The organism is Enterobacter sp. MALB-1, from assembly GCF_041021625.1.
GTDB classification, from domain to species: Bacteria; Pseudomonadota; Gammaproteobacteria; order Enterobacterales; family Enterobacteriaceae; genus Enterobacter; species Enterobacter oligotrophicus.
This window is the reverse complement of the sequence record NZ_JBDPJL010000001.1, coordinates 1,087,257-1,099,570: the sequence shown is the minus strand read 5'-3', so window position 1 is coordinate 1,099,570 and position 12,314 is coordinate 1,087,257. Positions and strand designations below refer to the sequence as shown.

Sequence of the window (12,314 nt, the reverse complement as noted above, 5' to 3'; positions counted from 1 at the left end):
GAAAGGATGAAACTGTCACGCGTAAGTGCCGTTAACTGGAACAAAATTCAGGACGATAAAGACCTGGAGGTGTGGAACCGCCTGACCAGCAACTTCTGGCTGCCGGAAAAGGTGCCACTCTCAAACGATATTCCGGCCTGGCAAACGCTCAGCCATGCCGAGCAGCAGCTGACGATCCGCGTCTTTACCGGCCTGACGCTGCTGGACACCATTCAGAACACCGTGGGTGCGCCCGCGCTGATGAGCGACGCCCTGACACCGCACGAAGAGGCGGTGATGTCGAACATCAGCTTTATGGAGGCGGTCCATGCCCGCTCCTACAGTTCGATTTTCTCAACACTGTGCCAGACCAAAGATGTCGATGCGGCGTATACCTGGAGTGAAGAGAGTGAATCCCTTCAGCGGAAGGCAAACCTGGTGCTGGACTATTATCAGTCCGACGAGCCGCTGAAGAAGAAAATCGCCAGCGTGTTTCTGGAATCCTTCCTCTTCTACTCCGGCTTCTGGCTGCCTATGTACTGGTCGAGCCGGGGCAAGCTCACCAACACCGCCGATTTGATCCGTCTTATCATTCGTGATGAAGCGGTTCACGGGTACTACATTGGGTATAAGTACCAGAAAGGGCTGGAGAAAGTAAGCGTAGCGAAGCGCGAAGAACTGAAAGGTTTTGCCCTCGATTTGCTGATGGATCTGTACGATAACGAGCTGAGCTATACCGAAGAGCTGTACGCCGGAACGGGCTGGGAGGAGGACGTGAAAGCGTTCCTCTGTTACAACGCCAACAAAGCGCTGATGAACCTCGGCTACGAGGCGCTATTCCCGCCGGAAATGGCGGAGGTGAACCCGGCGATCCTGGCGGCGCTGTCACCTAACGCTGACGAAAACCACGATTTCTTCTCCGGGTCTGGTTCATCGTATGTGATGGGTAAAGCGGTGGAGACCGAAGACGAGGACTGGGATTTTTAATGGACGTGTTAACGTTCATTAATTTAATTTAAATCTGACGATTTCCTCCCTGATATTTTCATAGCAGCTACACTGTAATTTCCACGTCATATTCGCCTGAATCACTCCGATTCAGGCGAAATTTCCCGATGCAGCAGCAAAAAATTCAGAAAAATTCAAACCACGCTCAGCCCTTTACTCATGGGAAATTCAGCCGTTTCGCTTGCGGCAAAATTCATGCCATAAGCCGACTCAGGGTTGTCTCAGATTCTCAGTATGTTAGGGTAATGCCAGTTAACTATTTACCATGGTAATCATATCGACATAAGCAAATAACAGGACACTCTCTATTGCATGGCAATTAAATTAGAAGTGAAAAATCTTTATAAAGTATTTGGCGAGCATCCACAGCGCGCGTTCAAATATATCGAGAAAGGACTTTCGAAAGAGCAAATTCTGGAAAAAACCGGGCTGTCGCTTGGCGTTAAAGACGCCAGTCTGGCCATTGAAGAAGGCGAGATTTTTGTCATCATGGGGTTATCCGGCTCGGGTAAATCCACTATGGTTCGCCTTCTCAATCGCCTGATTGAACCCACCCGCGGACAGGTGCTGATTGACGGCGTGGATATCGCCAGAATATCAGACGCTGAGCTTCGCGAGGTGCGCAGAAAAAAGATTGCGATGGTGTTCCAGTCATTCGCGCTCATGCCACATATGACGGTATTAGATAATGCCGCCTTTGGTATGGAATTAGCGGGCGTTGCTGCCGCTGAGCGTCAGGAAAAAGCGCTCGATGCGTTACGTCAGGTGGGGCTGGAAAATTATGCTCATGCGTACCCGGATGAACTTTCCGGTGGGATGCGTCAGCGCGTGGGATTAGCCCGCGCATTAGCCATTAATCCAGACATATTATTAATGGATGAAGCCTTCTCGGCGCTCGATCCGTTAATTCGTACCGAGATGCAGGATGAGCTGGTAAAATTACAGGCTAAACATCAGCGCACGATTGTCTTTATTTCCCATGATTTAGATGAAGCCATGCGTATTGGCGACCGTATTGCCATTATGCAAAATGGTGAAGTGGTGCAGGTCGGCACGCCGGATGAAATTTTGAATAATCCGGCAAATGATTATGTGCGTACCTTCTTCCGTGGCGTGGATATTAGCCAGGTATTTAGCGCCAAAGATATTGCCCGCCGCACGCCGAACGGCATTATTCGTAAAACGCCAGGCTTCGGCCCGCGCTCCGCGCTTAAGCTGCTGCAGGATGAAGACCGTGAATACGGTTATCTGGTTGAACGCGGCAATAAATTTGTCGGCGTTGTCTCCATCGACTCCCTGAAAAACGCCCTCAGCGAAAACCAGGGAATCGATGCGGCGTTAATCGACGCTCCGCTTGCCGTGGACGCCGAAACGCCGCTCAGCGAGTTGCTCTCCCACGTGGGCCAGGCACCGTGTGCCGTGCCGGTAGTGGGTGAGGAACAACAGTACATCGGCATCATCTCTAAACGCATGTTGCTGCAGGCTTTAGATCGCGAGGGGGCAAATAATGGCTGATCAATCTAACCCGTGGGGCACCACTGAAGCGGCGGACAGCGCTGCACAATCTGCCGATGCGTGGGGTTCCACGCCTGCTCCTGCCGATGGCGGCGGTACGGCAGACTGGCTGAATAGCGCACCCGCGCCTGCGCCAGAACACTTCAATATTATGGACCCGTTCCACAAGACGCTGATCCCGCTGGACAGCTGGGTCACAGAGGGGATCGACTGGGTGGTTACGCACTTCCGTCCGGTCTTCCAGGGTATCCGTGTGCCGGTGGATTACATCCTCAACGGCTTTCAGCAGCTGATGCTGGGCATGCCGGCTCCGGTCGCCATCATCCTGTTCTCCCTGATTGCCTGGCAGTTCGGTAGCGCGGGTATGGGGATCGCCACGCTGATCTCGCTGATTGCTATCGGCGCAATTGGCGCGTGGTCGCAGGCAATGATCACCCTGGCGCTGGTTCTGACCGCCCTGCTCTTCTGCGTGGTGATCGGCCTGCCGACGGGGATCTGGCTGGCGCGCAGTCCACGGGCGGCGAAGATTATTCGCCCGCTGCTGGATGCGATGCAGACCACTCCGGCGTTCGTCTACCTGGTACCTATCGTCATGCTGTTCGGTATCGGTAACGTGCCGGGCGTGGTGGTGACCATTATCTTTGCCCTGCCGCCGGTTATCCGTTTGACCATCCTGGGCATTAACCAGGTACCGGCAGATCTGATCGAAGCCTCACGCTCGTTCGGGGCCAGCCCGCGTCAGATGCTGTTTAAGGTTCAGCTCCCGCTGGCGATGCCAACCATTATGGCGGGCGTTAACCAGACGCTGATGCTGGCCCTTTCGATGGTTGTTATCGCCTCGATGATTGCCGTCGGCGGGCTGGGTCAGATGGTGCTGCGCGGGATTGGCCGCCTCGATATGGGGCTGGCGACCGTCGGCGGCGTCGGGATTGTGATCCTCGCCATTATTCTTGACCGCCTGACGCAGGCTGTCGGTCGTGATTCACGCAGTCGCGGCAACCGTCGCTGGTATACCACCGGCCCTGTCGGGTTACTGACCCGCCCATTCACAAAATAAGGAACAACGATGCGACATCACGTACTTTTTGCCACAGCGTTTGCGACCCTTGTCTCCACCAGCACGTTTGCGGCTGACCTGCCTGGCAAAGGCATTACCGTGCAACCGGTTCAGAGCACCATTTCGGAAGAGACTTTCCAGACCCTGATCGTCAGCCGTGCGCTGGAGAAACTGGGCTATACCGTTAACACGCCAAGCGAAGTGGATTACAACGTGGGCTACACCTCGATTGCCTCCGGTGATGCCACCTTTACCGCCGTCAACTGGCAGCCGCTGCACGACGATATGTATACCGCCGCCGGGGGTGACAAGAAATTCTATCGCGAAGGCACCTTCGTGACCGGTGCGGCGCAGGGTTACCTGATCGACAAAAAAACCGCCGACCAGTACCACATCACCAATATTGAGCAGTTGAAAGATCCGAAGATCGCCAAACTGTTCGACACCAACGGCGACGGCAAAGCTGACATGATGGGCTGCTCGCCGGGCTGGGGCTGCGAGGCGGTGATTAACCACCAGAACAAAGCCTTTGACCTGGCGAAAACCGTAGACGTCAGCCACGGCAACTACTCGGCGATGATGGCCGACACCATTGCCCGCTTCAAAGAAGGCAAGCCGGTGATCTATTACACCTGGACCCCGTACTGGGTGAGCGACGTGCTGAAGCCGGGCAAAGATGTGGTGTGGCTGCAGGTGCCGTTCTCCTCCCTGCCGGGCGAGCAGAAAGATATCGACACCAAACTGCCGAACGGCATGAACTATGGTTTCCCGGTGAATACCATGCACATCGTGGCGAATAAAGCCTGGGCAGAGAAAAACCCGGCAGCGGCGAAGCTGTTCTCGGTAATGAAACTGCCGCTGGCGGACATCAACGCCCAGAACGCCATGATGCATGCGGGCAAATCGTCTGAAGCGGATATCAAAGGCCATGTTGATGGCTGGATCAAAGCTCACCAGCAGCAGTTCGATGGCTGGGTGAAAGAGGCGCTTGCGGCGCAGAAGTAAAAACACAACCCCTCACCCCGGCCCTCTCCCCAAAGGGGAGAGGGGACTTTATCCACCCTCTCCCCTTTGGGGAGAGGGCCGGGGTGAGGGGCTTAACCGCACAATCCATCACGTAACAATCCCCCAACATTCACAATCATTCGTTATTATGGTTTCCGGAAAAATTATCACTTAACTCACGATCCCTGAACCTGATGACAAAAACAACTCACGGGCTTAGCCCGGCACTTATCCTTTTAATGTCCGTGGCAACGGGTCTGGCCGTCGCCAGTAACTATTACGCGCAACCTCTGCTTGATACCATCGCCCGCGCATTCAACCTCTCCGCCAGTTCAGCAGGCTTTATTGTTACCGCCGCACAGCTCGGTTATGCCGCCGGGCTACTGTTTCTGGTGCCACTGGGCGATATGTTTGAACGGCGGATGCTGATTGTCTTCATGACCTTACTGGCCGCAGGCGGGATGCTCATCACCGCCAGCAGCCAGTCGTTAACGATGATGATTATCGGCACCGCGCTGACGGGGCTGTTCTCCGTCGTCGCACAAATTCTGGTGCCGCTTGCCGCCACGCTCGCCTCGCCGGAAAAGCGTGGCAAGGTGGTGGGCACCATTATGAGCGGCCTGCTGCTGGGGATTTTGCTGGCGCGTACCGTCGCCGGACTGCTGGCAAGCCTCGGCGGCTGGCGTACCGTTTACTGGGTGGCGAGCGTGCTGATGGTCGTGATGGCACTGGCGCTGTGGCGCGGGCTGCCAAAAGTGAAGCAGGAGAACCACCTGAATTATCCGCAGCTTCTCGCCTCGGTTTTCAGCCTGTTCACGCAGGATAAACTGCTGCGTACCCGCGCGCTGCTCGGCTGTTTTACCTTTGCTAACTTCAGTATTTTATGGACGTCAATGGCGTTTCTCCTTGCCGCGCCACCGTTTAACTATTCCGAAGGGGTGATTGGCCTGTTTGGTCTGGCTGGTGCCGCGGGTGCGCTGGGCGCACGTCCGGCGGGCGGCCTGGCGGATAAAGGGAAATCGCATATGACCACGACCGCCGGGCTGATTTTACTGCTGCTCTCCTGGGCGGCGATCTGGTACGGACACATCTCCGTACTCGCGCTGATCGTCGGTATTCTGGTGCTCGATCTCACCGTTCAGGGTGTGCATATCACCAACCAGACCGTGATTTACCGCGTGAAGCCGGAGGCACGAAACCGCCTTACTGCCGGATACATGACCAGCTATTTTATCGGCGGTGCCGCTGGCTCGTTAATTTCAGCCTCGGCATGGCAACATGCAGGCTGGACAGGTGTTTGTACAATCGGGGCCATTGTAGCGGCGCTGAATCTGCTGGTCTGGTGGCGCGGTTACCATCGCCAGGAGGCGATTCATTAAGTTTTACATTGCTTTGGGCCTCTGAGGGTGTAAAGGGGCCCTGCACTCTGTTAATGTAAACATAATCATTTATCCCAGAAATTTTAATGTGGGTGACATATTAACAACCGGCATGAATAGTTCAGACCCCCCGTCCCCACTGCCTCTCCCCCAGGGTGCCACACCCATCTTTTTTGTGCCTACCGGGTCACGGACTTACCCGGCGCTTTATGATCGTGACATTTATTTGGCGGATATAACCGCACAAATAATTCATTTACATTATTTGTCACTATCGTTACTATATCGGCTGTAATTAATGAGGTTATACCCAAATGGATAGTTCGTTTACGCCCATTGAACAAATGCTTAAATTCCGCGCCAGTCGTCATGAGGACTTCCCGTACCAGGAGATCCTGCTGACCCGCCTGTGCATGCACATGCAGGGGAAACTGCTGGATAACCGTAATAAAATGCTGAAAGCTCAAGGGATTAACGAGACGTTGTTTATGGCGTTGATTACGCTGGAGTCTCAGGAAAACCACAGTATTCAGCCGTCTGAGCTGAGCTGCGCACTGGGTTCATCCCGTACTAATGCCACCCGTATCGCTGATGAGCTGGAAAAACGCGGCTGGATCGAGCGCCGTGAAAGCGACAACGATCGCCGTTGCCTGCATCTGCAACTGACCGACAAAGGTCACGAATTCCTGCGCGAAGTGCTGCCACCGCAGCACAACTGCCTGCACAAACTGTGGTCTGCCCTCAGCACCGCCGAGCGCGACCAGCTTGAGCACATCACTCGCAAGCTGCTCACCCGTCTGGATCAGATGGATGAAGATGGCGCTATTCTTGAGGCGCTGCGCTAAGCGACGACACGCTCAACCATCCAGATTTATAAGAAAACTGACAGGCCAGCACGTCACACTGCTGGCCTTTCTGACAACAGGTCGGCCCAGCCGATGTGAAAAATAAGAAGATCGTGGAGAACAACAATGAGCGCAAATGCGGAGAACACAACCCCGCAGCAACCGGTCAACAAGAAAGGCAAACGTAAGAGCGCCCTTCTTCTGCTGACCTTGCTCTTTATTATTATTGCCGTGGCATATGGGATCTATTGGTTTTTGGTATTGCGTCACGCTGAAGAGACAGACGATGCATACGTGGCAGGGAACCAGGTACAAATTATGGCGCAGGTGTCGGGCAGCGTGACGAAAGTCTGGGCTGACAATACCGACTTTGTGCAAAAAGGGGATGTGCTGGTCACGCTCGATCCGACCGATGCTCAGCAGGCGTTTGAAAAAGCGCAGACTGAACTGGCGTCCAGCGTCCGTCAGACCCGCCAGTTGATGATCAACAGCAAACAGCTTCAGGCCAGCATCGACGTGCAGAAAACGGCACTGGCGCAGGCGCAGAGCGACCTCAATCGTCGTGTGCCGCTCGGCACCGCCAACCTGATTGGCCGTGAAGAGTTGCAGCACGCCCGCGATGCCGTTGCCAGCGCGCAAGCACAGCTTGACGTGGCGATTCAACAGTACAACGCTAACCAGGCGATGGTGCTGGACACCAGCCTGGAAAACCAGCCAGCCGTGAAACAGGCGGCGACCGAAGTACGCAACGCATGGCTTGCCCTGCAACGTACCAAAATCGTCAGCCCGATGACCGGTTACGTCTCTCGCCGCTCCGTGCAGCCAGGCGCGCAGATTAGCCCAACCACGCCGCTGATGGCGGTGGTTCCGGCGGACAATCTGTGGGTAGATGCGAACTTCAAAGAGACGCAGCTTGCCCATATGCGTATCGGCCAGACCGCGACGGTCATCAGCGACATCTACGGTGATGACGTGAAGTACACCGGTAAAGTGGTTGGCCTGGATATGGGGACCGGCAGCGCCTTCTCCCTGTTACCTGCGCAAAACGCCACCGGTAACTGGATCAAAGTGGTTCAGCGTCTGCCTGTGCGTATCGAGCTGGATGCAAAACAGCTGGCGGACCATCCGCTGCGTATTGGCCTCTCTACGCTGGTGACGGTCGATACCGCCAACCGCGATGGCCAAATCCTGGCAAGCCAGGTTCGCAGCAGCCCGGCTTATGAAAGTAACGCCCGTGAAATTAGCCTCGATCCGGTCAATAAGCTGATCGATGACATCGTGAAGGCAAACGCCGGTTAATCCGAAGGTGAGCGTTATGCAACAGCAAAAGCCGCAAAAACCGCTGGAAGGCGCGCAACTGGTCATTATGACCATTGCGCTGTCGCTGGCGACATTCATGCAGGTGCTGGACTCCACCATCGCAAACGTGGCGATCCCCACGATCGCCGGGAACCTTGGCTCATCATTAAGCCAGGGGACCTGGGTCATTACCTCGTTCGGGGTGGCGAACGCCATCTCCATTCCGATCACCGGCTGGCTGGCGAAACGCGTCGGTGAGGTGAAGCTGTTCCTGTGGTCAACGATAGCCTTTGTTCTCGCCTCCTGGGCGTGCGGCATGTCCACCAGCCTGACGATGCTGATTTTCTTCCGCGTCATTCAGGGGATTGTCGCCGGGCCGTTGATTCCGCTGTCGCAGAGTTTGCTGCTGAACAACTACCCGCCTGCCAAACGCTCCATCGCGCTGGCGCTGTGGTCAATGACCGTGATTGTCGCGCCGATTTGCGGGCCTATCTTAGGCGGCTATATCAGCGACAACTATCATTGGGGCTGGATCTTCTTTATCAACGTCCCGATTGGTGCCATCGTGGTCATGATGACGCTGCAGTCACTGCGCGGCAGGGAAACCCGGACGGAACAGCGGCGAATTGACGCCGTGGGGCTGGCGCTGCTGGTTATCGGCATCGGTAGCCTGCAGGTCATGCTCGACCAGGGTAAAGAGCTGGACTGGTTCAATTCGCGGGAGATTATCATCCTGACAATTGTCGCGGTGGTGTCGCTTAGCTTCCTGATTGTCTGGGAGCTGACCGACGATAACCCGATAGTCGATCTCTCGCTGTTTAAATCGCGAAACTTCACGATAGGCTGTCTGTGTATTAGCCTCGCCTACATGCTCTACTTCGGCGCAATCGTTCTGCTGCCGCAGTTACTGCAGGAGGTGTACGGTTATACCGCGACCTGGGCGGGGCTGGCGTCTGCGCCTGTGGGGTTAATTCCGGTCCTGCTGTCACCGATTATCGGCCGGTTCGCCCATAAGCTCGACATGCGCCGCCTGGTGACATTCAGCTTCATTATGTATGCGGTGTGCTTCTACTGGCGTGCGTATACGTTCGAGCCGGGGATGGACTTTGGTGCCTCCGCGTGGCCGCAGTTTATTCAGGGCTTTGCGGTAGCGTGTTTCTTTATGCCACTGACGACCATCACGCTTTCCGGCTTACCACCTGAGCGAATGGCGGCGGCATCGAGCCTGTCGAACTTCACCCGAACGCTGGCGGGCTCCATCGGGACGTCGATCACCACCACCCTGTGGACTAATCGTGAATCGATGCACCACGCCCAGTTGACCGAATCGGTGAACCCGTTTAACCCGAATGCTCAGCAGATGTATAACCAGCTGCAGGGGATGGGGATGACAGAGCAGCAGGCATCCGGCTGGATTGCCCAGCAGATCACTAACCAGGGGCTGATTATCTCGGCAAACGAGATTTTCTGGGTCTCGGCGGGGATCTTCCTCGTTCTGCTGGGGCTGGTGTGGTTTGCTAAACCGCCGTTTGGTGCCGGTAGCGGCGGCGGTGGCGCGCACTAGCCCTGTGCAAGGGTTGTCGGGTGGCGGCTACGCCTTACCCGGCCTACGATAACCGGCACATCCGTAGGCCCGGTAAGGCGTAGCCGCCACCGGGCAACAATCGCCACCCTTGTCCAGAACGCGACAACGATTGTCAGTTCCGATAAAGCAGCGCGCCTGAAATCGATTCACGATAGTGAAAAGACAACAGGAGCGCATCATGCTGAACACACCCGCCGACAAATACCAACCTTATCCCGTCATTTCCCTGCCCGACCGTCGCTGGCCGGAACAACGTATCACCCATGCACCGCGCTGGCTCTCGACCGATTTACGCGATGGCAACCAGGCGCTTGCTGAACCGATGGACAGCACGCGCAAGCTGCAGTTCTGGGAGCTGCTGCTGGACTGCGGGTTTAAAGAGATTGAGGTTGCTTTCCCCTCCGCCTCCCAAACGGATTTCAACTTTGTCCGACAGTTGATTGAAGAGAATCGCATCCCGCATGACGTCACCATTCAGGTGTTAACCCAGGCAAGAGATGATTTAATTCGCCGTACCTTTGAGTCCCTGCGCGGCGCGAAACAGGCCACGGTTCACCTGTATAACGCGACCGCCCCGCTGTTTCGCCGTCTGGTGTTCGGCATGGAGAAAGCGCAAATTGTCGAGCTGGCGACTCGCTCCACGCGGCTTATTCGCCAGCTGTGCGAAGAGAATCCCGACACCCGCTGGCAATACGAATACTCCCCGGAAACCTTCTGCTTTACCGAGCCGGAGTTTGCACTGGAGATTTGCGAAGCGGTGGCAGAAATCTGGCAGCCGTGCGATGCGCGTCCGATGATTATTAACTTACCGGCCACCGTCGAAGTAAGCACGCCGAACGTCTATGCCGATCAGATTGAGTATTTCTGTCGTCATTTCAGCCGCCGCAGCGATGTCTGCATCAGCGTGCATCCGCATAACGATCGCGGGACCGGCGTCGCCAGCGCAGAGCTGGCCGTGATGGCGGGCGCAGACCGCGTTGAGGGCTGTCTGTTTGGCAACGGCGAGCGCACGGGCAACGTCTGTCTGGTGACCCTGGCGATGAATCTCTACAGTCAGGGAATTCGCCCGAACCTGAACTTCAGCGATATGAACCACGTGGTCGACGTGGTGGAAACCTGCAATCAGCTGCCGGTACATCCACGACATCCGTGGGCCGGGCGGCTGGCCTACACCGCTTTCTCCGGCTCGCACCAGGATGCGATCAAAAAAGGCTTTGATGCCCGTAAACCCGGCGAACGCTGGGAGATGCCGTATCTTCCCGTCGACCCGCAGGATATCGGCTGTTCCTACGAAGCGGTGATCCGCGTTAACAGCCAGTCAGGAAAAAGCGGCAGCGCCTGGCTCATCGAACAGAATCATGGTCTGAAATTACCCCGCGCCCTGCAGCAGGACTTTAGCCTGCACGTACAACAGGAAACAGACCGTCACGGAAAAGAGATGACGCAGAACGCGCTCTGGCAGCTGTTCCGCAGCCGCTACGGGCTGATCGCAACACCGCAGTTTGCATTGCAATCGTACCGCAGCGACAGCCAGCAGGACGGCCAGTTACGCCTGACGGCAAACGTTGCTGCGCAAGGGGGAACTCGCCAGCTTGAGGGACAGGGTAATGGTCTGTTGTCCGCCGCTGCTAACGGTCTGAGTCGCTGGATAAATATGCCGTTTATGATCAAAGATTATCATGAGCATACGCTGGGGGAACGCAGCGACAGCCGCTCAGTGGCCTATATTCGCTGCCTGTTCCAGGATGGCAGCAGCCGCTGGGGCGTGGGTATCGACAGCGACGTGGCACGCGCGTCTATTCAGGCATTGTTTAACGCCGTCGGTCAATCTTTGAAGTAATCACTGGGAGAGATGCCCATCACCCGGCGAAACATCGCTGTAAAGGCGCTGTGGCTGCCGTAGCCTAAATCCAGCGCCACGCGTAACACCGGCTGGCCCTGCGCCAGCCGCAATAACGCTTCCATCAGGCGTGCCCTTCTTACCCATTCACCGTAGCTCAAGCCCGTCTGCTGCTGAAAATGACGGTTAAGAGTGCGCTCACTCATGCTGGTCTGGCTGGCTGCCAGCTTGCCGCTCCAGCTTTCGCCTGGCGACTGACGGATCTGTTGGCAGAGCCTTTGTAGCGACTCACTTTCCGGCTCCGGCAGGTGAAATGGCAGTACCGGCATAATGCGGATTTCATCCAGGATCAGTTCATACACCCGTTCTTCACGGCTACCGGGTGAGTAGGATTCAGGAAGCGCAAAGCTGGCAAGGATCAGCTCGCGTAACAACGGGGAGATCTGCACGATCTGACAGGTCGCGGGGAGATCGGCGCGCGCCAGCGGATCGATGAACAGCGTGCGAGCCGCTACGTTGCCGGTAATACGAAGCGCGTGCCGGGTGCCTGCCGGAAGCCAGACGCCCCGGCCCGGAGGGACCACCCAACAACCGGAGGCGGTATCCACCCGTACCACCCCGCTCAGACTGTGCAGCAGTTGGGCGCAGTCGTGCTGGTGCCACGGCTCGCTGTCGCCATGAGCATAATCATGGGCAAACGGAACGAGGGGGCGATGGGTAAAGGAGAAGGTTGACGTTGTGGTCAAAGGAGGCACCGGCCAATTGTAGGCCCGGTAAGCGAAGCGCCACCGGGCATCCACAG

10 protein-coding genes are annotated in these 12,314 nt (G+C 56.3%); 9 read left to right on the top strand and 1 reads right to left on the bottom strand.

Features of this window, described 5'->3' with window-relative positions; translation table 11 throughout:
- Positions 1-6 precede the first annotated feature (6 nt).
- The 9 genes from nrdF to leuA all read left to right on the top strand — a co-directional run bounded on the left by nrdF (position 7) and on the right by leuA (position 11,512).
- Positions 7-966 carry a class 1b ribonucleoside-diphosphate reductase subunit beta gene (gene nrdF, locus ABGB15_RS05340; protein WP_152081983.1) on the top strand — a complete coding sequence of 320 codons (960 nt, stop codon included), beginning with the start codon at positions 7-9 and terminating at the stop codon, positions 964-966.
- Positions 967-1,299: 333 nt separating this feature from the next.
- Entirely contained in the window at positions 1,300-2,502 is a 1,203-nt protein-coding gene (gene proV / locus ABGB15_RS05335) for a glycine betaine/L-proline ABC transporter ATP-binding protein ProV (protein WP_215722636.1), read from the top strand.
- Complete coding sequence (proW, locus tag ABGB15_RS05330; RefSeq protein WP_215722635.1) at positions 2,495-3,559, top strand: glycine betaine/L-proline ABC transporter permease ProW; 1,065 nt, start codon at positions 2,495-2,497, stop codon at positions 3,557-3,559. The genes proV and proW overlap by 8 nt, the downstream gene beginning before the upstream one ends.
- Before the next feature lie 9 nt (positions 3,560-3,568).
- Positions 3,569-4,564 carry a glycine betaine/L-proline ABC transporter substrate-binding protein ProX gene (gene proX / locus ABGB15_RS05325; RefSeq protein WP_152081986.1) on the top strand — a complete coding sequence of 332 codons (996 nt, stop codon included), beginning with the start codon at positions 3,569-3,571 and terminating at the stop codon, positions 4,562-4,564.
- A 194-nt stretch (positions 4,565-4,758) separates the two neighbouring features.
- Complete coding sequence (locus ABGB15_RS05320) at positions 4,759-5,943, top strand: MFS transporter (protein WP_215722634.1); 1,185 nt, start codon at positions 4,759-4,761, stop codon at positions 5,941-5,943.
- A gap of 314 nt (positions 5,944-6,257) precedes the next feature.
- Positions 6,258-6,788 carry a transcriptional repressor MprA gene (gene mprA, locus ABGB15_RS05315; protein ID WP_152081988.1) on the top strand — a complete coding sequence of 177 codons (531 nt, stop codon included), beginning with the start codon at positions 6,258-6,260 and terminating at the stop codon, positions 6,786-6,788.
- Positions 6,789-6,914: 126 nt separating this feature from the next.
- Positions 6,915-8,087, top strand: a complete 1,173-nt coding sequence (gene emrA / locus ABGB15_RS05310) for a multidrug efflux MFS transporter periplasmic adaptor subunit EmrA (protein ID WP_215722633.1) — start codon at positions 6,915-6,917, stop codon at positions 8,085-8,087.
- Positions 8,088-8,103: 16 nt separating this feature from the next.
- Positions 8,104-9,651, top strand: coding sequence for a multidrug efflux MFS transporter permease subunit EmrB (gene emrB, locus ABGB15_RS05305; RefSeq protein ID WP_152081990.1), 1,548 nt, complete (start codon positions 8,104-8,106; stop codon positions 9,649-9,651).
- A gap of 199 nt (positions 9,652-9,850) precedes the next feature.
- Positions 9,851-11,512, top strand: a complete 1,662-nt coding sequence (leuA, locus tag ABGB15_RS05300; RefSeq protein ID WP_215722632.1) for a 2-isopropylmalate synthase — start codon at positions 9,851-9,853, stop codon at positions 11,510-11,512.
- Here the strand turns inward: leuA and ABGB15_RS05295 are convergent.
- On the bottom strand, positions 11,497-12,258 hold the full coding sequence (locus tag ABGB15_RS05295; protein WP_152081992.1) for a helix-turn-helix domain-containing protein: 762 nt from the start codon (positions 12,256-12,258) through the stop codon (positions 11,497-11,499). The genes leuA and ABGB15_RS05295 overlap by 16 nt on opposite strands.
- Positions 12,259-12,314 lie beyond the last annotated feature (56 nt).

What these genes read in the sequence shown, in the direction of transcription:
- proX (WP_152081986.1), top strand. Translation starts at nt 3,569, where the DNA reads ATGCGACATCACGTACTTTTTGCCACAGCGTTTGCGACCCTTGTCTCC.
- emrB (WP_152081990.1), top strand. Translation starts at nt 8,104, where the DNA reads ATGCAACAGCAAAAGCCGCAAAAACCGCTGGAAGGCGCGCAACTGGTC.
- mprA (WP_152081988.1), top strand. Translation starts at nt 6,258, where the DNA reads ATGGATAGTTCGTTTACGCCCATTGAACAAATGCTTAAATTCCGCGCC.
- proW (WP_215722635.1), top strand. Translation starts at nt 2,495, where the DNA reads ATGGCTGATCAATCTAACCCGTGGGGCACCACTGAAGCGGCGGACAGC.
- leuA (WP_215722632.1), top strand. Translation starts at nt 9,851, where the DNA reads ATGCTGAACACACCCGCCGACAAATACCAACCTTATCCCGTCATTTCC.
- emrA (WP_215722633.1), top strand. Translation starts at nt 6,915, where the DNA reads ATGAGCGCAAATGCGGAGAACACAACCCCGCAGCAACCGGTCAACAAG.
- ABGB15_RS05320 (WP_215722634.1), top strand. Translation starts at nt 4,759, where the DNA reads ATGACAAAAACAACTCACGGGCTTAGCCCGGCACTTATCCTTTTAATG.
- nrdF (WP_152081983.1), top strand. Translation starts at nt 7, where the DNA reads ATGAAACTGTCACGCGTAAGTGCCGTTAACTGGAACAAAATTCAGGAC.
- proV (WP_215722636.1), top strand. Translation starts at nt 1,300, where the DNA reads ATGGCAATTAAATTAGAAGTGAAAAATCTTTATAAAGTATTTGGCGAG.